The sequence below is a fragment of the Hymenobacter sp. BT188 genome (assembly GCF_014333585.1).
Taxonomy (GTDB): Bacteria; Bacteroidota; Bacteroidia; order Cytophagales; family Hymenobacteraceae; genus Hymenobacter.
Genome location: NZ_JACSCW010000002.1, coordinates 903,657 through 926,862, shown reverse-complemented (window position 1 = coordinate 926,862; position 23,206 = coordinate 903,657). Strand labels below are relative to the sequence as shown.

At 56.5% G+C, this 23,206-nt stretch carries 12 protein-coding genes; 6 read left to right on the top strand and 6 right to left on the bottom strand.

The window, feature by feature from the left end; all coding sequences use genetic code 11:
* The first annotated feature begins 39 nt into the window (after positions 1-39).
* The 3 genes from H8B13_RS07970 to H8B13_RS07960 all read left to right on the top strand — a co-directional run bounded on the left by H8B13_RS07970 (position 40) and on the right by H8B13_RS07960 (position 6,460).
* The gene (locus tag H8B13_RS07970) at positions 40-1,047 is read left to right on the top strand and encodes an alkaline phosphatase D family protein (RefSeq protein WP_187310246.1); all 1,008 of its coding nucleotides are present in this window, start codon (positions 40-42) and stop codon (positions 1,045-1,047) included.
* 325 nt (positions 1,048-1,372) lie between these two features.
* Positions 1,373-4,501, top strand: coding sequence for a glycoside hydrolase family 3 N-terminal domain-containing protein (locus tag H8B13_RS07965; protein ID WP_187310245.1), 3,129 nt, complete (start codon positions 1,373-1,375; stop codon positions 4,499-4,501).
* 333 nt (positions 4,502-4,834) lie between these two features.
* Positions 4,835-6,460 carry a 3-(methylthio)propionyl-CoA ligase gene (locus H8B13_RS07960; RefSeq protein WP_187310244.1) on the top strand — a complete coding sequence of 542 codons (1,626 nt, stop codon included), beginning with the start codon at positions 4,835-4,837 and terminating at the stop codon, positions 6,458-6,460.
* A 55-nt stretch (positions 6,461-6,515) separates the two neighbouring features.
* Here H8B13_RS07960 and H8B13_RS07955 read toward each other — a convergent pair whose 3' ends face one another.
* Positions 6,516-7,694 carry an acyltransferase family protein gene (locus H8B13_RS07955; RefSeq protein WP_187310243.1) on the bottom strand — a complete coding sequence of 393 codons (1,179 nt, stop codon included), beginning with the start codon at positions 7,692-7,694 and terminating at the stop codon, positions 6,516-6,518.
* A gap of 370 nt (positions 7,695-8,064) precedes the next feature.
* Between H8B13_RS07955 and H8B13_RS07950 the strand changes: the two genes are divergently transcribed.
* Genes H8B13_RS07950 through H8B13_RS07940 form a run of 3 tightly spaced genes read left to right on the top strand, consistent with a single transcriptional unit; the run spans position 8,065 to position 14,099 of the window.
* Positions 8,065-11,187: a SusC/RagA family TonB-linked outer membrane protein gene (locus tag H8B13_RS07950; protein WP_187310242.1), complete on the top strand. Its 3,123-nt coding sequence runs from the start codon at positions 8,065-8,067 to the stop codon at positions 11,185-11,187.
* Positions 11,188-11,247: 60 nt separating this feature from the next.
* On the top strand, positions 11,248-12,789 hold the full coding sequence (locus H8B13_RS07945) for a SusD/RagB family nutrient-binding outer membrane lipoprotein (protein ID WP_187310241.1): 1,542 nt from the start codon (positions 11,248-11,250) through the stop codon (positions 12,787-12,789).
* A 56-nt stretch (positions 12,790-12,845) separates the two neighbouring features.
* The gene (locus tag H8B13_RS07940) at positions 12,846-14,099 is read left to right on the top strand and encodes a hypothetical protein (protein ID WP_187310240.1); all 1,254 of its coding nucleotides are present in this window, start codon (positions 12,846-12,848) and stop codon (positions 14,097-14,099) included.
* Positions 14,100-14,170: 71 nt separating this feature from the next.
* Here the strand turns inward: H8B13_RS07940 and H8B13_RS07935 are convergent, their stop codons facing one another.
* The 5 genes from H8B13_RS07935 to H8B13_RS07915 all read right to left on the bottom strand — a co-directional run bounded on the left by H8B13_RS07935 (position 14,171) and on the right by H8B13_RS07915 (position 23,153).
* The gene (locus H8B13_RS07935) at positions 14,171-15,490 is read right to left on the bottom strand and encodes a RagB/SusD family nutrient uptake outer membrane protein (protein WP_187310239.1); all 1,320 of its coding nucleotides are present in this window, start codon (positions 15,488-15,490) and stop codon (positions 14,171-14,173) included.
* A 32-nt stretch (positions 15,491-15,522) separates the two neighbouring features.
* The gene (locus H8B13_RS07930) at positions 15,523-18,717 is read right to left on the bottom strand and encodes a SusC/RagA family TonB-linked outer membrane protein (protein ID WP_187310238.1); all 3,195 of its coding nucleotides are present in this window, start codon (positions 18,715-18,717) and stop codon (positions 15,523-15,525) included.
* Positions 18,718-19,012: 295 nt separating this feature from the next.
* Positions 19,013-20,680 (bottom strand): glycoside hydrolase family 10 protein, encoded by a 1,668-nt coding sequence (locus H8B13_RS07925; protein WP_261990263.1) that lies wholly within the window; start codon positions 20,678-20,680, stop codon positions 19,013-19,015.
* Between the two features lie 236 nt (positions 20,681-20,916).
* Complete coding sequence (locus H8B13_RS07920; protein WP_187310236.1) at positions 20,917-21,534, bottom strand: M15 family metallopeptidase; 618 nt, start codon at positions 21,532-21,534, stop codon at positions 20,917-20,919.
* Between the two features lie 317 nt (positions 21,535-21,851).
* A complete protein-coding gene (locus tag H8B13_RS07915) occupies positions 21,852-23,153 on the bottom strand; it encodes a class A beta-lactamase-related serine hydrolase (RefSeq protein ID WP_261990262.1) in 1,302 nt (433 codons plus the stop codon).
* Positions 23,154-23,206: the final 53 nt, after the last annotated feature.

The following is a 23,206-nucleotide window of genomic DNA, read 5'->3' as shown; positions in this document are numbered from 1 at the left end:
GCACGTCGCTCCTTCTGCTCTATTTTTCATATTTGCAGCATGAAGAACTATCTCCTGATCTTGGGTTTGCTTTTAACTCTGGGCAGCCCAGCAGCCGTGGCTCAGCGCAAAAAAGCAATGACGATTGCTTTCGGCTCCTGCGACCGCCAAGACCTCCCGCAGACCATCTGGGAGGCAATTTCCAAGGATAAACCGGACCTCTGGGTATGGCTGGGCGACAACATTTACGGCGACACGGAAGATATGACCGTGCTTAAAGCCAAGTATGATCAGCAGTTCAACCAACCCGATTACAAAGCCTTCCGCACCCAAGTCCCCGTCATCGGTACCTGGGACGATCACGACTACGGCCGCAACGACGGCGACAAATCATTTGGCCCCAAAAAAGAAAGTCAGCAACTAGCGCTCGACTTTTTACAAGAACCGGCCAGCAGTCCGCGCCGCCAGCAGGAAGGCATTTATACGGCCTATACCTATACTGTCGGGCGCAAGAAAATCAAGGTGATTCTGCTGGATGACCGCTACCACCAGGATGAGATATATCGGGATGCCAATAAGGTGTATCAGCCCAACCCAACCGGCGATATTTTGGGCGTAGCGCAGTGGAAGTGGCTGGAAGAACAGCTCATCACCAGCGACGCCGACGCCCACATCATTGGCTCCGGTATTCAGTTTCTGGCCCAGGAGCATCCGTACGAGAAATGGGCCAACTTTCCGGCCGCCCGCCAGCGCCTGTTCAGCCTGCTGGCCAGCACCAAAGCCAAAGGCGTGCTGCTCATCAGCGGCGACCGGCACATCGGCGAAATGGCCAAAATAACGCTGCCCGGCGTAGCCTATCCCATCTACGAAATCACTTCCAGCGGCCTGACTCACTCGGCCACTAATAATACCGGCGAACCCAACCAATATCGCATCGGCCCGCTGGTGAATCAGAAGCACTACGGCGTGTTTCGCTTTCGGCGGGAAGGTAAAAAGCTAGTAACAACGGTGCAGCTAAAAGGCGAGCAGGGCAACGTATTTCACACCGAGGAAATAGTGATTCAGTAACAAGCTTTTTTGCGTGAGTGAGAAAAGAGCCGGGACGTCCTCGGCTCTTTTTTATGCGAGAGTAATCGACCATTCGAAGAACCTGACATCTATTTAGCCCGCCATGCCGAGCGCAGCGAAGCATCTCGCGTGCTGATGCTTGAGTACCAATCAAACGACCGCGAGCGAGATGCTTCACTGCGCTCGGCATGGCGGGCTAAATAGAATAGATATAGTATAAACGCAGCTTCTTGCTCTGCATTTACAATTCACTTCTCAGCTATTCTCGCATAACTTCGTGGGTTGCCGTATTTTTACGGTTGACTTTCACCCGAACCCTGCGCCCTTGCTCACGTCCCGGAATTTCTCGCTCTTCATTCTCATTCTATTATTCCTGCCCTTCGCCACGTCGGCCCAGCAACGACGGAAGAAACCCGCTAAGCCTAAAACTGCGGTTGCGCCGGTAAAGCCGGTTTCCCTGAACGCGCCGGTGCCTTTTGCCCCCCAGATGGCAAAGTCGCGGTGGGTTGACTCGGTGATGGCCACGCTCACGCCCGATCAGCGCGTGGCCCAGCTGTTTATGGTGGCGGCTTACTCCAACCGCAAGCGCATCGATGAGGACTCCGTGTCGCAGTTGGTGCAGCAATACGGCGTTGGGGGGCTAATTTTCTTTCAGGGCGGACCGGTGCGCCAAAGCAAGCTACTCAACCGCTACCAGGCCCAAGCGAAAGTGCCGCTGCTGGTAGCCATGGATGCTGAGTGGGGCCTGGGCATGCGCCTGGACAGCACCACGCGGTTTCCCTACCAAATGAGCCTGGGCGGCGTACAGGACACGGCCTTGCTGTATGAGATGGGCGCCGAAATTGCCCGCCAATTCAAGCGCACGGGTATGCACGTCAACTTTGCGCCGGTGGTCGATGTGAATAACAACGCTGCCAACCCCGTTATCGGCTACCGCTCCTGGGGCGACAACCGCGAGGAAGTAACTGCCAAAAGCTACCAGTACATGCGCGGCATGCAGGACAACGGCATCCTGGCCGTTGCCAAGCACTTCCCCGGCCACGGCGACACCGACACCGATTCCCACCTGGCCCTGCCCCTGATTCGGGTAGACCAGCGCCGCATCGATACGCTGGAGCTGTTTCCCTTTCGCAGCCTGATGCGGCGTGGCCTGGGGGGCATTATGATTGCCCACCTTAATATTCCGGCCCTCGACAGCACGGGCATTCCCTCCACCCTGTCTAAGCCCATCGTGACGGGGATGGTGAAAGAGAAAATGGGGTTTGAGGGTGTTATTTTCACCGATGCCATGAACATGAAGGGCCTCACCAACATGTTTCCGCCCGGCGAAGGCGATGTGCGCGCCCTGCTCGCCGGCAACGACGTTCTGGAATTCTCCAAAAACATCCCGCTGGCTCTAACGATGGTGCGGGAAGCTATTAATCGGGGCGAGATTACGCAGGCAGAAATTGACCGCCGCTGCCGCAAGGTGCTGGCGCTGAAGGAGTGGGCCGGTCTGAACAAGTATCAGCCCATCGACCTCAAAAACTTGTGTAAGGACCTCAACACGCCGCACGCCAACTACTTGAGTCAGCGCCTGAGCGAGTTGTCGTTGACCTTGCTGCGCAACGAGAAAAACCTGCTGCCTCTGCAAGGCCTCGACACGTTGCGCATTGCCACGGTGACCATCGGCACCAAAGACACCACCGACTTTCAACGCATGGTGACGGACTACGCACCTGCCGACCATTTCTGGCTGTCGGCCACGCCTACGCTGGATGAGCTGGTGAAGATTCGGGAGGCGCTGAAAGGTTATAATACGCTGCTTGTTGGTCTCAATAATCTGGGACGCTTACCGGCTACCAACTTTGGCGTGACGCCAGAAACCAACGTGCTGCTGCGCGAACTGGCGACGGCCAAACAGCGCATCGTGGTAAGCGTATTCGGCAATGCCTACGCCGTGGCCAAAGTCCGCGACCTGGCCCGCGCCGACGCCGTGGTGCTGGCTTACCAAGAAAGCAAAAATGCTCAGGATCTGACCGCGCAGATGATTTTTGGCGGCATTGGGGCTCAAGGCAAATTGCCCGTCACCATCTCCGACCAGTACCCGCGCGGCTTCGGTCTCAGCACCCAGGGCGGCATACGCCTGAGCTACGGCTGGCCCGAAGCGGTAGGCATGAACAACAACCTCGAAGCCCGCGTGGACTCGATGATGCAGCAGGCGTTAGAGGCCAAGGCATTCCCCGGTGGCGAAGTGCTGATTGCCCGCAAAGGAACGGTGGTATTGCGCAAAAGCTACGGCACCCACGACTACGCCGACAATCCACGCTTGGGGGGCAAAAAGCCGCGCCCAGTGCAGAATACCGACATCTACGATCTGGCTTCGGTAACGAAAGTATCGGCGGCGCTGCCGGCGCTCATGCGCCTTCAGGATCAGGGCAAGTTCAATCCCGACATGACCATGGGCCAGCTCTATCCTGAGTTTGTAGGCACGAATAAGCAGGATTTGAAACTGCGTGACGTACTCACCCACCAAGCTCGCCTCAAGGCTTGGATTCCGTTTTGGAAAGACTACACCAAGCCCCGCGGCATTTTTAACAAGCTGTTTGGCAAAAGCCCCGACGCAGCCGATGTGTCAGCTACCAAGCCATCGGAGCTGAACCGCCGCTTCTTCCGCTCTGATTCTTCGGCGCGCTTTCCGTATCAAGCTGCCACCAATCTGTGGGCCCGCAAGGATTTCCCCGAACGCATTCGCGAAGCCATCGCTGAGTCGCCGCTAAATGAGAAGCCCGGCTACGTGTACTCCGATTTGTCGTTTATTATGGCGCCGCAGTTTGTGCAGTCAGCTTCTGGCAAGCCGCTCAATCAGTTTGTGGTTGATGAGATTTATAAGCCGTTGGGCGCGACAACTATGGGCTACAATCCTACCCGCCGCTTCCCGCTTAGCCGCATTGCGCCTACCGAATATGACTCCTTGTTCCGCCACACCCAGTTACACGGCACCGTGCATGACGAAGGCGCGGCTTTGCTAGGAGGCATTTCTGGCCACGCAGGCCTGTTCGGCAATGCGAATGACCTAGCGAAAGTGGTGCAGATGTATGCTTGGAATGGCAAGTACGGCGGCCAGCAGCTCATCAAGCCCGAAACCATAGTCGAGTACACGCGCTGCCAGTTCTGCCCCGATAACCGCCGCGCCCTCGGCTTCGACCGGCCCGCGGCCAACCCCTCGGTGAATTCAGCCAAAAATGCCAGCCAAAGCAGCTACGGCCACACGGGTTACACCGGCACCTACTTCTGGGTCGATCCGCAGTATGATCTAACCGTTATTTTCCTCTCGAACCGCGTAAATCCCACGCGCAACAATAATAAGATCAGCGACCTGAGCGTGCGCAGCCACTTATTGCAAGTTGCTATCGAAGCTGTACAGCAGGGCAAAAGCACGCCCATTGAATCGCCGGTGCTGAAGGAGCAATAGGTGGGCCTCACCCTCCGGCCCCCTCTCCCGCGGAGAGGGGGAGCTAAGCGCTCGGCCTACGCCGCACCTTCCGCTTTCGCTTCAGGTACGGCTACCAGTTTCATAGTATCAAAAAAGCCCCCCGAGTTATTCTTGGGGGCTTTTTTTATTTTCTAAAAACTAGCAGGCGGTAGCGGTTGCGGAGGCGCCAGCCGACGTAGCCGCGTAGAACCAGTCAGCTGGCTCCCCCTCTCCCGCGGAGAGGGGGCCGGGGGATGAGGCGCACGTGAGGTCAATCGTTGTTTTTTCTTAGCTTAGAAAACGGTATAGTCCGTATCCCAACCAACGTTTTTTATGCTCGGCTTGATGATGAACCAGCCCCTGCGCATCGCGGGGCTCCTTGAACACGCGGCCAAATGGCACTCCGACACCGAAATCGTGTCGCGCCTAACGGAAGGCGGCATTCACCGCTACACTTACCACGATGCTCACCAGCGCAGCAAGCAGCTAGCCAACGCGCTCAAGAGTTTGGGCGTCGGCATGGGCGACCGAATCGGGACGCTGGCCTGGAACAACCACCGCCACTTCGAGCTGTATTATGGCGTATCGGGGCTGGGGGCGATTTGCCATACCATCAACCCGCGCTTGTTTGCCGAGCAGCTGGTATTCATCATCAACCACGCCGAGGACAGCTACATTTTTCTGGACCTCACCTTTCTGCCGCTGGCCGAGAAATTAGCCCCCCACTGCCAAAAAGTTGCCGGTTGGGTTCTGCTCACCGACCGCGCCCACATGCCCGCCGACTCCTCTTTGCCCGGCGAGCTGCTTTGCTACGAGGAGTTGCTGGCCGGCCAAACATCAGATTTCGAGTGGCCCGTTTTCGACGAGAACACCGCTTCGTCGCTCTGCTACACGTCCGGTACCACCGACGAGCCCAAGGGTGTGCTCTACTCCCACCGCTCCACCTTGCTACACAGCTACGCCGCTTCCCTCCCCGACTGCTTTAACTGCTCGGCCCGCGACGTGGTCTTGCCCGTAGTACCCATGTTCCATGTCAACGCCTGGGGCATTCCCTACGTGGCGCCCATGAACGGCTGCAAACTGGTAATGCCCGGTCCCGGCCTCGATGCCGCCAGTTTGTTTGAATTGTTTGAGCAGGAAAAAGTCACGTTTACGGCTGGTGTGCCCACTATTTGGTTTGGTCTGCTGACGTTTATGCGAGAGAAAAAGCTGCAATTCAGCACCCTCAAGCGCATGATTGTAGGCGGATCGTCCTGCCCACCCGCACTGCTGAAAGCCTTTGACGAAGAATTGCATATCGAAATTCGGCACGCCTGGGGCATGACCGAAACCAGCCCACTAGGTACGGCCTGCACGCTCAAAGCCAAGCACTTACTTCTCTCTCCCGATGAGCAATTCGCCATTCAAACCAAGCAGGGTCGCGTCATCTTTGGGGTAGACATGAAGATAGTAGATGATGCCGGACAAGAGTTGCCCCACGATGGCGTCGCCTTCGGCGACTTACTCGTGCGCGGCCCCTTCATCGTAGGTGATTACTTCCGATCCGGTGAGCCGGGTCAGCTAACCCAAAGCGGCTGGTTCAAAACTGGCGACGTGGCCACCATCGACCCCGATGGTTTCATGCAAATCACCGACCGCTCCAAGGATGTCATCAAGTCGGGCGGCGAATGGATTTCGTCCATTGATCTAGAAAACCACGCCATTGCACACCCAGCCGTTGCCGAGGCGGCCGTGATTGGTGTGCCCCATCCTAAGTGGAGCGAGCGGCCATTGCTGGTCATAGTGCTCAAACCTGGCGCCGAAGTCAGCAAGGAAGAGCTGTTGCAATTCTTCGAGGGCAAAATTGCTCGCTGGTGGACGCCCGATGCAGTGGAGTTTGTGGAAGAACTACCACACACCGCCACCGGCAAACTGCTAAAAACCAAGCTGCGCCAGGATTTCGCTGATTATACTTTCTAAACTTTAACCTATTAAGAAAAAAGCCCCCCAGAGTCTTTCTGGGGGGCTTTTTTCTTCAGACCTTAATAATGATCCGCCGACTATACATCACCCACAATATCCCCAACCAAATCAGTACGCACACAATGGCGCCGGCCAGCGAAGCATTGATAGGACTGAAATAGGGCACAAAAAACGTATTGTAAAGCCAGGTGCGCAGGCCCACTGACTCGCCATTAGCCACAGGTACTTTAATCATCTGCAGCAGGCGCGGCACCAAGCCCGACAGGAAGAATACGGTAATGGCATTCACGCCGTACACCAAAAAAGGCTTAGTCCAGGCGCGGTAGCCGTGCACGTCGCAAAGCCAGTAGAGTGCTGCTAGCATAGCCACTGCAATACCAGCCGTGTAGAGTACATATGAGCTCGTCCAGAGACTTTTATTGATCGGAAACCAGCCATTCCAGATCATCCCCAGCACAATAGCAGCGCCGCCAGCTACAAAAAGCCAAGCTACTTTAGTGGCTGGCTCTACGTTGCGCAACCGCAGCCATTGGCCCGCCAGCATACCAGCGATGCCTGTACCAATGGCTGGCAAGGTGCTCAGCAACCCTTCCGGGTCCCAGGTTTTGCTGGATTTCCACAAGTGATTTTCGCCTAGTATGAGGCGATCGAGCCAGGCGCCGAGGTTGGTGGCGGGTTCTAGGTTGGCTGGGCCGAAACCAGGCACCGGCACCACTTGTATGAGGATATTATAGAGCACCAAAATGCCCCCCAGGAGCCACGCCTGCGTGCGCCAGTTCGTTTTCAGGAATATTGTACCGCACATCAAGAATACAACGGCAATACGCGCCAGCACGCCCGGAATCCGCACCGTTTCGAACACGAAGCTGGGAAACAGCGCTGAAAACAGTCCCAGCCCGAACAGAATAGCCGAGCGCTTTACAATGCGCAGCAGTAGTTGCGGGTGGCGGCTTTTGTCTTGCTTAGCCGAGTCGAGCGCGTACACAATGCTGACGCCTACTATAAACAGGAAGAAGGGAAATATGAGATCGGTGGGGGTGCAGCCGTGCCATTTGGCGTGCTCCAGCGGCCCATAGATGTGGCCCCAGCTGCCGGGGTTATTTACCAGTATCATGGCCATGACGGTGATGCCCCGAAATACATCGAGTGACACCAGTCGGCCTGGGCCGGCGGCTTCTACCAGCGGCACCGTGTGCGTCGTGTTGATGGCAGCTTGCGTAGTAGATTGCATAGGAAGTAGGTTGAGGCGCTCTAAGGTAAAAAATACGTTTTAGGAAAAGTTGATAGGTTTCACTTACTGTTTCAGAGTCCAAGCTCCGCTAATAAAATTCCATATATAGTTGTGCAGCTTAATCTTCAGCTTTAGCTTTAAATCCACTTTTACGCATTTCTGTGCGCTGAATCGATGAATAGCTGCTAAGTAGTTTATACTTTGCGGTTCAGTTTAGCTATTCCCTCTATGGGCACCTGTACCTGTTTGTGTATTGACCCCCAATAACTTCGGACGCTTTGTCGACCGGAATCCAACTGCTTTGAGCACTCGGGTTCCGGTCTTTTCTTTTCATGCTCCTTTCCTTCCCTTTCACCATTCTCTCCTTTCAATGAAAAAACTTCTATGGTTTTTCCTGGCGCTGGGGTGGCTGCTAGCCCCTCCGGCTCTTGCCCAAACCACCCGAACCGTAACCGGCGTTGTGACAGCCGCCGATGACCGCTCGCCCCTACCAGGCGTAAACGTAATTGTCAAAGGCACCACCAATGGTGTTCAGACCGACGCTGAAGGCCGCTACGCGCTCAACAATGTAGCCGAGGGCAGCACCTTGGTATTCAGCTTCATTGGGTACACTGCGCAGGAACGCCCCGCAACCAGCGCTACCATCGACGTGGCTTTGGCCGCCAGCACCACTAGCTTGGGTGAAGTATTTATCACCAGTGCTTTTGGCATCGAGAAGGCAAAGCGGACGGAAGTAACCGGTGCACAGCAAGTACAAGGCAAAGATCTTATTGACTCGCGCCAGCCAAACATCGTGAATGCCTTGCAGGGCAAAATCGCGGGCGTAAACATCACCAGCTCAGGTGGTGGCCCCGGCGAGGGCGCCGCCATCGTGATTCGCGGCGGCACCTCGCTTGATGGCGACAACCAGCCTTTGTTCGTCATCGATGGCGTTATCATGGATAACTCGTCCTTCGCCGAATCGACGGCACCCGGTGGCGGTTCGGCCTTCAACGGCATTTTGGGTCGCTCGGTAGGTACCACCAACCGCGCCTCCGACATCAACCCCGAAGATATTGAGAGTATGACCGTGCTGAAAGGCCCCGCTGCTTCCGTACTCTACGGCCTGCGTGCTGCCAACGGCGCCGTAATCATCAAGACCAAGAGTGGCACTGCCGGTCGTACCACGCTTACATATCGCACCCAATTCTCGGTAGACCAAGTAAATCGTCTGCCCAAGCTCCAGGACCAATACAAGCAAGGCTCGAATGGTATTTTCGATCCGGGCACTCGCCAGTCGTGGGGGCCGCGCTTTGCGCCAGGTGAAGAAGTATTCAATAACCTAGAAGACTTCTATCAGAAGGGCACCTCTTTCCAGAACTACTTAACGATGACAGGCGGCACGGAAAAAGCCAGCTTCCTGCTTTCGGCACAGCACCTCGATTCCAAAGGCATTACGCCTGAAAGCCAGTACGACAAAGCGTCCGTTCGCCTGGCCGGCACCGTGCAGATTTCGCCTAAGTTCAGCGCCAACGCCTCCGCAAACTACCTGAACTCGGGTGGCGAGCGGCCGGTGCAGGGTCCGGGCTTATTTGGCGGCTCGGGGGGCTATTTGATCAGCTTGCTCAACTGGCCACGTAATGACGACGCCCGCAACTACCTCAACCCCGACGGCAGCCGCCGCCGTTTGACGGGTGCTTCTACCAGCGCCAGCGATGCTGATAATCCTTACTTCACGGTAAATCGCAACCCACAAACCGACCGCACCAACCGCTTTATCGGTAATACGACGTTGAACTTTGCGGCTTACAAGTGGCTGAATTTCAGCTATACGCTGGGCACCGACTTTTACCAGGAGCGCGTGCGCTCGGTACGGGCCGTGGGCACCTCACTAGTAAATAACCAGGATGGCGGTATTGCCGAAACGACGAATGCCAACCGCCTTCTGACCTCCAACTTCCTGGCTACCCTGAACCATCAGTTCAGCGAAAATTTCAGCGGCACGCTGACCTTGGGCAACACGGTCGAGCAACTTCGCAATGAGAAGACGGACGTTATCGGTTTGATTTTTCAGAACCCAACCTTCGTTAGCATCAACAACACCGTAAACCGCAACGCTCTAACCAGCAACGTACAGCGCCGGTTGGTAGGCAACTTTGCTCAACTTAGCTTGGTGTTGCTGGATCAGATCTTCCTCGAGTTCAGCGGCCGCTACGACATTTCCTCCACGCTGCCCCGCCCAGATAAGAACAAGATCTACGGCAAGGGCTTCGGCTACGGCTCCATCGGGGCGGGCTACGAGTTCACCCGCACACTGGGTCTCGAGCAGAACCCAATCCTGAACTATGGCAAGCTGCGGGCTTCGGTGGCAGAAGTAGGCAAAGACACGGGTCCTTACCGCGTAGAGTCGCCGCTAGCGGCTAACACATACATCGGTGGCGGCTTCCGCAATGGCTTCTTCGGCTCGAACAGATTGCTCATTCCGGAGCGTACGCGCTCGTATGAGTTGGGCATCGAAATGCGCTTCCTGCAAAACCGCTTGGGCCTGGATGTGAACGTGTATCGCACGCGCACCACTGACCAATTAATTGCCCCCCGCGTGAGTCAGGCTACCGGCTTTATTCTGCAGTACATCAACGGCGGAACCGTAGAAAATAAGGGTGTTGAAATCTCCCTGAATGGCTCGCCCATCAAGACCACCAACTTCAGCTGGGACATAAACGCGAACTTCTACCGCAACGAAAACAAGACGGTGGAGCTACCTAGCGTACTGACCGTGGTAAACCAGTCCGACGCCTTTATTATTGACTTTGCTCAGGGCGGTGCTTACCCTGGAAAGCCGCTAACGGGCATCGGTGCCAGCGACTGGCAGCGCGACCCTGAAGGCCGCATTCTGATCAATGGCACTACAGGTTATCCGTTGGTAAATAGCGCCTTCACCTACCAGGGCGACCGTGCTCCTGACTTCACTACGCAGGTTACCAACACGTTCAGCTACAAAGCCCTGCAATTCACTTTCCTGCTTGATTTCCGCAAGGGCGGCAAGGTAGTGAACGGCAACGACTGGTATGCCACCCGCACCAGCGGCTTGAGCGAGCGCACCCTCGACCGCTACAAGGAAGTGGTATTCGACGGCGTAATTGCAACACCTAACAGTGACGGCTCGACCACTTACACCCAGAACACTCGCCCCGTGGAGCTGACCCAGGGATACTACCAGAACGTATTGGGCGTCGTGGGCTCGGCCTTCATCGAGGATGGCTCCTGGACGCGCCTTCGCTATGCGACACTGAGCTACAACATTCCGGCGGCGGCTTTCGGTCAGTCGTTCGTGAAGGGGCTTGAGCTGAGCGTAACCGGACGCAACCTGCTGCTACTCACCAACTACAGCGGCGCTGACCCTGAGACATCGGCGGCTGGTGCTGGCGTGCGCGGCGGCGGTTCCAATGGCTTCGACTTCGGTAGCGTTCCGGCCACGCGCGGCGTGGACATGGGCGTACGTGTTACTTTCTAAACTTCATCTGGCTGCACCTCCCCTGGGGGGCTTTTTCGGCCTTGTCTGTCTTTACTTTTTATGAAAAAACTTATCCTTCTGCTGGGCCTGGTGCTGGGCGGCGGTATGTTCACTTCCTGCGACGACTTCCTCGACGTGAACACCGATCCGAACAACCCAACTACGGCCACGCCTAACTTCCTGCTCCCGAATATCATCTCGAACGGGGCTCAAACGCAGATGTTTACGGCCCTGCGTACGCCGTTTATCACGCAATATCTGGTTAGCCGTACGGCTAACAATACCGTTGACAACTTCTTTTACACCAACGCACAAAGCACCAACTCTTTCAACTACACCTACTTCTACTCGGGGGGCAATATTCCGCCGATGATAGCGGCGGCGGAAGCTGAAGGCTCGGTGTATTATGTAGGCGCGGGCAAAATCATGATGGCGCTCATTCTGAGCCACGCCACCGATATGTTCGGTGACATTCCATACTCGGAGGCCTTTTTGGGTGCGCGGAACTATACGCCTAAGTATGATCCGCAGGAAGAGATTTATGCTAACATCAACAAGCTGCTCGACGAAGGCATTACGGAAATGAGCAAGCCGGCTTCGGCCAACTTCCGTCCACTTTACGTGACCTCGCCCAGCGTCAGCGGCGACATCCTGTACCGCGGTGATGTAAGCAAGTGGATTAAGCTGGCTTACTCCCTCAAGGCCCGGCAGAATCATCACCTCACCAAGAAAGCCCCCTATGATCCCAACGCTATTCTAGCGCTGGTCGATCAGGGATTTAAGGCTACCGCTGATGATGCTCAACTCCAGTTTCAGGTGGCCGTGGCACCATTGGTAAGCACTACCAATATCTTCGGTACGACCCGCAACAACTTCGCGACGTCAACTTTCTCGGCCAACTTCATTAAGTATCTGGATGGACGCACCTTTGGGGTTGTCGATCCTCGCCTACCCATTATGGCTACGGCCACCAGCACCGGCGCCGACCCCGGCGTGGGTGGCGGCCCCCAGCCCACAACCGTACAGACCGATTTCTACGCCAGTTGGTACGCCCGCGAGTTGGGCTACTTTGAGTTGATTACCTACCACGAGCTGAAGTTTATTGAGGCCGAAGCGGCGTTCCGGGCTAACAACCGCACGCGGGCTTTCACGGCTTTCCAGGAGGGCATTCGGGCGCACATGCGCAAAATCGGCGTGGGCGGCTCCAGCACCAGCACACCGGTGCTTACCTATCCTACCATTACCGAAGCCCAGATTACGGCTTATTTAGCCAGCGCCGCCGTACCTCAAAGTGCCGCCGACCTGACGCTAAAGAACATCATGGAGCAGAAGTACATCGCCATGTTCCTGAACCCGGAGTCGTGGTCTGATTTGCGCCGCTTCGAATTCAACCCGTCGGTTTATGTGAATTTGCGGGTACCAACAGGTGTAAACCAGGCGCTTGTCGTGCCGGCTACGCCTACTACGCCCGCCGGTGTGCGCTTCCCGCGCCGCCTGTTGCCCGGCGCTACAGAGGTATTGTACAACCCGAACGAAATTGCCCGCATAGGTGGCAATGCTCCTGATTATATCGCGCTGCCTGTGTGGTGGGACCAGCCGTAAGGCCGGTTTTGCCCCCCCAGCGCGTTTTTCTTTGACTTACTTCCGCAACTCTGCATATGAAGCATTTTCTAAAACGTTACGCCCCTCTCCTACTGCTCACGCTCACTGGCCTTACCACCAGCTGCGATGAGAAGCTGGACGAGCTTTATACTGAAGTTGGGCCACAATTCCCGACCATTCTTGCCAACTCCAGCTTTACGCCGGCCACCAAATATGCTGTGGGTGAAACGGTGCCGCTAGAGCTAAATTTTGCCCAACAGACAGACCCTATCAATGAGATCCTGGTGCTGCAAAAAGTGGAGCCCAGCCGCGACTCCGTGGTGGTGCAAACCATCCCTTATAAACCTGCTTACTCTCGCCTTAAGCGGGCTGACACGCTGGTGGTAAACTACGTAGTGCCGCAGGCTGCCAACAAGTCGTTGATTCGGGTAGATGTGCGCGTGGTTAGCCAAAACGGCCAGTTCAGAACCCGCTCCGCTGAGTTTCGGGTAGCGGAGGCCACGCCTACCATTCGCATCAACAGCGTTGCGAACGTAACGGCCCCCACCGCTGGCCCCATAGTAGCTGGCGATGTGGTGCGCTACAACCTGACTTTGAACGTGAACGGTGTGACGTCGGCGACAACGACCACGCCCGCCACTTCCATTCTGTACAAAGACTTGGACAGCCTGATTACCTATGTTCAGGTTGGAACCACTGCTGAGCGGCGCTTGCTGCGCCAGCGCTTGCCCGCGGTTGGTGCCCAAACCGGCGCGGCCACTACGCTAAGCGTTGATGCAACTATTCCGGCCAACTCGGCCGGTCAGGCTGTTACCTTCCGCTTTGAGGCAAAAGTGCGCACGCCAGCCCGTTCGGCTTCAGTTACTTCGAGCGCTATTACGCCCGGTACACCCACAGCTCTAGCGGCGGTGCGCCCCATCACGCTCACGTACACCGGCACCACCGGCGGCGATTTGGCAGCCTTCAACTTTGCTGCATTCAGTGCGGCCGCTGCTGCCGACGCGGCTACGGTGAAGGATATTGCCATCACCAGCATTGCCACCAACCAAGTGAAGCTGGACGCCCTGAACACTACCCGGTTGGTAAAAACGACCGCCGCGGTGTACACAGCTGCTACGTCGAACAGCATCCGTCAAACCTATCTCACGGCCACGGCGGCGAATCAGGTAGCCAGCGTAGCCAACGTACTAGTGGGCGACGTGTATGTGGCCCGCGTGCGGGGCGGCGACCAGTATGTAGTCTTCACAGTAACCGGCCTGAACCGGACGGCTACTGGCGTCAGCCTGGCGCTGGATGTAAAAGCCCTGTAGTCTAGCTCTTTGCATTTATCAAAAAAGCCCCCCAGAATTTCTGGGGGGCTTTTTTGTGCGTTTAGTTGATGCTACGCCGCAGGGTCATCAGGCGTAACAGAGTTGTTTTCACGCTCGGTGCGCGGGTATGGATAGAAATTACGGTTGCGCTCGGAACCAGCCGCGCCCGGACCAGGCCGATTGAAGCGCCGGCTGTCCTCCAGTCGGAAACCATGGAAGGCAAGCTCTACAAAGCGGTTTCGCAGAATATCCAACAGCACCGCCTGCTGTGTAAGCGGACCGGCGTACGGCGCCAGACCGGCACCGGGAGGTGCCGTAGGCAAGCCGCCAGTGATAGTGGTTGCGGGCGCTGTGCTGGTTCGTACCCGGTTCAGCTCCAGCACGGCGTTGGTCAGGTCATTTTTGCGGGCGTAGGCTTCGGCCCGGATAAGCAGCATCTCGCCGGGTATATACACCGGAACAGGTGCCGCGCTGGCGCTATAAAAGCCGGTGCCCAAATTTTGCGTGGAGGTGGCGTTGGCGCGGGTATAGAACGGGATTCGCCGGTCACCCGCCTCGGGCGCCAGTGCTCCCGTCAGGCCCAGGTTCACATCAGTCGGCTCAAACACGTTGCGGTTGCCGAAAGCAACCTCGAATATTGGATTGCGAGCCAACTCGTCGAAACTGAATACCGAACGGCTAGCCAGATCCACCCGCCCGGCGGCCGCTAAAGCTTTGTCATAGTCGCCGGACATCAGGCTGTAGCGGGCAATGAGGGCCTGCACGGTGTTGGGCAGGTTGATGCCCCCAATAATTTTACTGTTGAAATCAGCTGATACTGGCGCCGTATTCAGTTGCGCGGCGGCCGTTTCCAACTGTTCTACAGCCGACTGCAGCGCCTGCACCCGACTCACAAAGGGTGCGTTGGCTTGCGTTACAATTGGAATCTGCTCGAAGGATTGTGCTAAGGTGCCAATTGCCAGCGCCCGAAAGATGCTGGCATACGCCACAATCCCACTGCGCGTACCAGGATCGGCTGCGTTGTTGGCATTGGCCAGCACGAGGTCGGCATTGGCACGCACCAGCTGCGACTGGGTCCAGAGGTTGCGCACCACGCCGTTGAGGTTTGTTACGTTGCCCGCTCCCAGGCTGATATTAAATTCCTCAATATTGCCGACGTTAATAATCCTCAGCTCGCGGGTACTCAGGCCACCAGCGGCCACCGTATTATAGAGCGGACTCAGCGCACCGCCCGTCGTGAAGCGCGCCTGCAAGCCGTTGCATACCGTAATCAGGCCGTCGGCGTTGGTTAGCACCTGCACGTCGCTGGCGGTACTGGGGTTCAGGTATTCTTTGTCGCAGCTGCTTGTCATCATCGACAGCACAGCCAGCAGTATCAATATCTTTTTCATGGAATGGCAAGTTTGGAGAAGAGAGGACCTCATTAGAACGTAGCCGACAACCGAAGCTGGTAAGTGCGTGGAATCGGTACATTGCCAAAGTCCACGGCCCGAAACAAGTCGGAAGCGCCGCCCGCGCTGGTTTCGGGGTCGAAGCCCTTGTAATCATCCCACGAGTAGAGGTTGCGGCCAATGAGCGACACGTTCAGGTCGCTGATAAACTTGCTGATGGGAGGCAGCGTGTAGGTCAGGGCCGTCTCACGAAGCTTCACAAACGAGCCGTCGTCGATGCGAAATTCCTGGGTGTTATAGACAGCAAAGATGTAGCCGCGCGGCAGCTCCCCCCGCAACTCCTGCTCGGCCAGGTCGCCCAGCCCCACGCCCTGACGGGTCCGGTAGTCAGCATTGAATACATCCACGCCCTGCACGGCATCGAGCAGCACCCGCAAGGACAATTTCTTGTAGGTGAAGCTGGTGCTGAAGGAGCCAGTCCAGTCCGGGTTGGGGTTGCCGATGACAACGTTGGCAATGGTAGTGCCCGGTGCGTAGCTGGGCTGACCCTCGCCGTTGCGGGCGGGTGTGAAGTCAACCGAGCCGACGCTCTGGCCCGTGGTACGCTCGTCCTGCGGAAAGCCCTGTGGAGTCAGCAGCAGGGAGCCATCGGGGTTGCGGGCATAAGCTGAGCCATAAAACACGCCCGCTGGCTGTCCATTAATAAGATATACCGGCGCGCCGGCAACGTTATCAACGAGTATGGCCGACGAACCCACCAGATCCACAATCTTATTGCGGTTGCGGCTGAAGATGGCCGTGAAGTCCCAGCTAAAATCGGCAGTGCGCACCGGCACAGCGCTCAGCTGCACTTCCACACCTTTGTTATTAAGCCGAGCCACGTTCTCAACGATGGATGAGCCACCCCGCGACGGCGCCAGTGGCCGGTCTACCACCAGATCCGTGGTTTTCTGATTGTACACCGTTACGCCCAGGCCCAAGCGGTCGTTGAAAAAGCCCAGGTCGGCTCCTACTTCCAATTCGGCTACGCGCTCCGGCCGCACCCGTGGGTTTGCCAGTCGCGCGTTGGGCAGGAAGGTGTTGCGGCCCTGAAAGCCAATGGGTGTAAACTGGTAAAATCGGTCGTAGGAACCAATGCCGTTCAGGTTGCCAGCCTCACCGTAGCTGGCGCGCAGCTTCAGCGAATTGAAGGTCTTGGCGTACGCCGCATCCTTCCAGAAGCCCAGATCGGAGAGCACCAGCGAGCCACTCACCTTCGGGTAGTATTGGTTGGTTTCGGAGGATGAGAATTTCGACGACCGGTCGCGGCGAATAGCGCCCGTGAGGAAGGCCAGGTTGCGAAACCCAAAGGTGGCCTGCCCAAAAATGCCACTCAAATCAAACTGGTCCAGATCCGCGCTGGAAGCTACGGTGTTGCTGGCCGCACCACTAACGGTGGTGATAAACGGCGCCAGGTTTTGCCCCTGCGTACGCACCAGCTCCCCGCGCAGGTACTGGTAGCTATAGCCGGCCAGCAGTGTCACCTTGAAGTCTTCGGTGAGCTGCCGGTCGTAGCCCACGTTCACATCAGAGTTGAGCTGCAGCACGTTATTATTGGCGTTGGCTGCGAAACCCGATGGGTAGCGCTGCAACGGCAGGCCGGCCGCAGCCTGATATGGGTAGGGTCGAATGTAGTTCTCGCCCACTTGCGAATACGTATCTAACCCCAGAATATAATCCACCGATAATCCTCTGAACGGCGTCAGATTCACCTGTAGGTCGGTAATGGTGCGGTTGATACGCTGCGTAAACTTCATGTCCTCGATTGTGGACAGCGGGTTAACTCGGGTGGGCTCTACGGCCAGCAGATTGCCATTGGGGTCGCGCCGGTTAATGTCGTAGATGTTGTTGGTGATGTTAATGGAGTTGATGGGGCTATAGAACACGTTACCGTTGGCCTTTTCATCGGAAAGGCTATTGTTATAAGCTACCCCTGCCGAAGCCCGAATCCAGCTGGCCAAGCGTTGGTCAACGCGGGCCCGCACGTTGTAGCGCGTAAATTCGGTCCCATCAATGATACCCTGATTTTTCAGATAACCAACCGACACGAGATACTGGGTCCGCTCGGCCCCGCCTGAGATGGAAACACCATTATCAGTGCCGTAGCCCGTCCGGAAAATATCGTTGAAGTAGTCGTAGCGCGGTGTTTCTACTAGGTTGGTTGCCAATAGCGTGGTGGCTCCGGCCCGCGTAATGCTTGTTGTCGTGATACCAGGGTTGGCAGCTATCTGCGCAGGTGTGGGAGCACCAATTGTGTACAGGCGTAGCCCCGCAAAGCCAAACTGCTGGCCAAAGGTGTTAACGGGCACTGATTTGCGCAGCTCATTTATATTAAAGCTAGCGTAAGCGGATACCCGCGCCGCACCCGTCTTGCCGCGTTTGGTGGTAATAAGCACTACCCCATTTGAGGCCCGCGAGCCATACTGCGCCGCCGCCGCCGCGCCGTTGATGACGTTGATACTGGCAATGTCGTTGGGGTTGAGGTCGGCTAGGCGGTTTTGGCCGGCATTCGCAGATCCAATGTCCGGCCCCGCAGCCAGCTGCGACACGTTCGCACTGTTATTACTCACAATTACGCCGTCAATTACATACAGCGGATCGGAAGAGCCCCGTAGCGAGTGAATGCCCCGTAGTCGCACCGACATAGAGCCCGAAGGGTCGCCGGAGTTCTGCACGATTTGCGCGCCGGGCAATTTGCCCTGCAAGGCGTTGAGCGCCCCGCCCGTGCCGGTCTGCTCCAGGTCGCGGGCCGTCACCGTGCTGATGGCGTTGCCTAGCTCCCGCTTGTTTACGCTTATCGTGGAGCCTGTTACTACCACATCATCCAAGGTCTGGACAGCTTCTGTGAGCGTGACATCGGTAGTTACGGTTGGGGTGCTGCCCAGATTGATAGGTTTGAACTGGGACCGGAAGCCGATAATGGAAACCGAGAGTGTATAAGCACCAGGCGTCACCTGCACCGGCAGGCTGTAGGAACCATCAGCGCTGGTGGCCGTGCCGAATGTAGTGCCCCCCAGCAAGACTGTAGCACCAGGCAGGGCCTGCCCGCGCTCATCCACGACACGTCCCTGCAGGGTGTAGGGCTGGCGGGCACCGCCGGGCTGCGCTGCCAGCTGCGTAGTCAATAGCACGCACATGAGAAGCCAGCCAAATGACAGGACTAGCCTCAATGGGTAAGTGTTACGCATAAAAGGAAGAATTAAAGTGAGAAAGGAGTGGTGTCAACGCTATCAATATATGGTATAAATACCATTCTGAATAATACTATACCTATCATAGACAATGTAGGCAGCCCTACAGACGCATTTCATAGCTACTTATCGTAAGGAGCTATGAAATGCGTCTGTAGGGCTGTGCGGTAGCTGGTACGCATCAGGTATTGAGCTAATATTGACTTACCACCGCACAAAAAGCCCCCCAGATGCATGTCTGGGGGGCTTTTTTATGCGATGGTGAGCTTACTATTTAGATTGCTGATGCCAGCTACCGGCCAAATACGCGTTCCAATAAACCTCCGCGTTTACGCTTTTTAATCTTCACTTTGGTTTTACTGGTGGTGTTAGGCGCGGGTCGGCTGATGGTAGGGCGGGGCGCAACGGGTGGCCCGGACCGGGCAGGCGGCGGAGTAGAGGCTACGGGCGGAGCAGTGGGTGCTGGCGTGGGCACTACGGGCGGGGTCTGCGCCACAAGCACTGGTGAGCCAGCTCCGGTGCTGGCGCGCACGGGCGGGCTTTCATTATGCAGACGGTCGACGGCGGTGATATAGTAGGCATAGTCCACGCCGGGGCGGGCCGTAGTGTCTACCAGAGCGGGCTGGTTGTTAGCGGGCCGGGGCACCAGGGCTACGATGTGGCGCGGGTCGTCGGGGGCGGGCGTTTCGCCGGGGCCGAAGCGGTAAACCACAAAGTAGCGGGCCACATCACCATCGGTGGCAGCGGGGCCGGGCTGCCAGAATAACGTTACGGCCCGACCAGTGCGCGTTAGTACTAGGTTTTGAGCCGGACGAGGCGGCACGGCATCCATCCAGGGCATGGTAGGCACCAAAGCCGGGTAGCGGAACAAGTTCTGGCGCAGGGTATCGGCTATGTGCAGCGGATTGGCTACTAATGACTTGGAGCTAAAAAATACGCTGCCGCCTACCTGCGTCGGATACGAGCGGTTGAGACGAATCTGGCGGGGCAGCTCCGTGGGATCGCGCCAGGATGGGTCGCGCTTGCTGGTTTCGAAGATGCGATACGCGCCCTGCCCGATGTACAGGTGACGGTCGAAGCGGTTGCGCGCCCACCACTCCAGCAGGACAGGGTAAGAGGCCACTTTGAACGTGGTGCTCCAATAAAGCTGGGGCAGAATATAGTCGACCCAGCCCTGCTGCATCCAAAGGCGAGCATCGGCATAAAGGCCTGAGTAGCCCTCGAAAGCAGCCGAGTTCGAGCCTTCGGGATTGCTGGTTTGATTCATCCAAACGCCAAACGGCGAAATCCCGAACTTCACCCAGCGCTTCGTGCTCTGAATATTAGTGTGCAGATCCCGCACCAGCGTGTTCACGTTCTGGCGACGCCAGTCGGACAGTTTCAGCTGATCGGGGTTGTGTTGCTGGAAGGCTGCTTCGTCGTGAATAACCTGGCCGGCTTCGGGATAGGGGTAGAAATAGTCGTCGAAATGCACCCCATCGATATCATAGCGGCGCACCACGTCTAGGATGACTTTGTTGATGTAGCCCCGCACTTCGGGCAAGCCAGGATTGAAGAGCAGCTTGCCGGAGTAGCGCAAAAACCATTCAGGATGCTGCCGATACGGATGATTTGCGGCCAGCTTGGTCGTCACCGAATCGAGGGACGCGCGATATGGGTTGAACCAGGCGTGAAACTCCATGCCGCGGGCGTGGGCTTCATCAATCAGGAAAGGAAGTGGGTCGTAGGCGGGGCTGGGGGCTTTGCCTTGCTGGCCGGTCAGCCACTTGCTCCAGGGCTCCAAGTCGCTTTGATAAAAAGCATCGGCGGCGGGCCGAATCTGCACAAACACGGCATTGATGCCATTCTTTTTCTGCGTGTCGAGCATCTGGGTATACTCACGGCGCTGCTGGTCGGGCGTGAGCGAACGGCGGCTGGGCCAGTCAATATTCTCGACGCTGGCAATCCAAACACCACGCATTTCCCGTTTCGGGGGGGCATTTTGGCTACGAGCAGCGGGGCCACATAGTAGCCCGCACAGCGTTAATAGGAAAAAGAAAGCACGAGAATCAGTGGAAAGCAATGGGGGCATCGGCACATAAACGGGTAAGACGCCCGCAAATTACACAGCTCAACGCTCGTAGCCGACACAAAACGCACATTTACCGCTATTTATATGAGGTACCGGCCAACCTGTGAGCCAGCACCTGATCTGGACTATGCCTGTAAATCAGCGAACTCCAGGTCCATTAAGTCTTGATTTTCCCAGCACTTATGATCGAAATGCCACCACTCACCGGGGTATTGTTCAAAGCAGTGGCGGCTCATAACGGCCCGCAGAACAGCCCGATTTAGCTGAGCCAGCGCCGAAACTTCCGAAAAATCGGCGTGAGCGGCAGGGGTTAAGTCATCGAAGTCGGTGGGCATGGCAAGCTCCTCGCCAGTACTTAAGCTTACCAGCGTTACATCCACGGCGCAGCCCCGGTTATGACGCGAGCCTCGCCACGGAGGAGCGGCGTAGGTTTCATCGCGCACATGATCATAGAAAGCCACAGTAGCACTGTATGGCCGATACGCGTCAAACACCTTTAATCCAATTCCGACAGTAGCTAACTCCTCCTGAACAGCTCGCAGCGCGGCCGCAGCCGGGCGGCGCAGAAAGGCTTTGGGCGCTTGGTATAAAGGCCGGCCTAGCAGATTCGCTGCAGTGGCGTAACGGATGTCCAGTATAATACCGGGAATAAATTCTGCGAGATTAACCAACTCACTATCTGGGGTTTCCCGCACCTGCCGGCGGTAATAGTCCGGGGTTGTGACGACCCGTAGGCCATGCATATTGGGGGAAATTAGCTCGCTGGGGGGCATTTTTGGTTCTCAATAGCCTGCCCATAGGTGAAGGCAGGCTTGGTACTCATGCAATATAGCGGCCACTTTTCACGCAGCCGACAAGCGCCAAAAAGGCCTAACGAATACATAGCTGAGTTTCGAGTACTGGTGTTTACTCTTCATTCGACTATTAGTTGCTGGTCAGCTTCAAAAGATATTTAACAGTTGAGCTTTAACACCTGTTCATTCATGTAAAATACTTGAAAACAGGTTTTTATGGCTTCTTCGCCTAGTCACAAAAGGTTACATGATTTAATAAATTACTTCTATGGCGCTTCCTTGAATTGACTTAAATCGGGCCGGTTGCGGCGGGTACGTTTAAGTTCATGCTGATACACGGCCTGGCCTAAATCGCGCATGAATGGAAAGCCAATTGCATCGTACTCATATTGGTCGTCGTTGAGAATGCCATCGGCATTGGTATAGATCACGGCCGACAGCAGAAATTCCACACCCCGAGTTTCGTCCATGATATAGGCGTTATCAATCAGAAAGCCATAAGCTTGCCCTATTTTGTTGAAAATGCGCACGCCGGGTGGCAACGGTCCTGCCGGACTGCCCGCCAACAAAAACTTAGCGTAGTTGTCAGGGTATTCCAGCGAGTCGTAGCGCGGGGCCTTACTCTCCCGCGGTAACATCGACATATATTGCCTCAGAAACTGATAATCAGCGGCGGCGAGCTGAAAGCGCCGTTTTGCTGGCAGGCTTTCGGGAAACATAATAGCCCGGAGCACGCCTTGCAGATCGGCCAGGGAAATATAGTTTTTGGTGCTGAAGTCGAGGGGCTCTTGTATTGGCTTATCGTCTTGCATGTAGCCCTGGCCTATCTTCTCTCCTTTCAGGTCCAGCTGCGGCCAAGCACCAGCAAAAAATCCAGCCTTCTGCTGATAAACAGGGGTTTTCAGCGATGAATCAGCGAAAAACGTGATGGGGTTGGTGTGGCGGGAGCCTGGCTCCTTGTCCCCCACCGACAGCCGGTGCATGAGCCGCACCCGCCGGTAGCCCCGTGCCTGCAAGGCCGCGTTTAGCGGGCCGGGGCCCACAAACTCATACAGTCGATTGTAGGCGTCATTGTCGCTCACCAGCAGCACTTTCCGAACATAGTGCGCAATACTGGGCCGGAGCGTAGTATTGGTAGAATCCCAATCAACGCGGGTCTGACCAGCAAAAGCGGAGTCGATACGCATGGGCGACTCGGACGTCAGGCCATGACCATCGAGTTGCGTGCGGAGAGAGCGCAGCTTTTCGAGGGCCACAGCGGCGGCCGGCAGCTTCACGGTGCTGGCCGGGTAGAAGTAGCGCCGCAAATTTTGCCCCCCATAGGTGTAAGAGCAAAAGTGAGGCTTGTTCTGGGCGTCGCGGTTTATTTGGGTATAAATAATCTGGACGCGGTACTGATCCGGGGCGCGCAGTATCCGCCCGAAGCGAGCCGTGTCGGCGTGCAACAACCGGCGCAAAGGGTTTCCTGATTGAGCCGCTGCCATTGGGTTGGCTAGCACATTTAACCCAACTATAAGCCCACAAAAAGGCCCCCACCACCTACTTTGGCACCATCTAGTAGTTTTCATGGCTGGGAAGATACGCGGGGGCGTGCTTTCAGCCTACCAAATGAAGCTTGGGT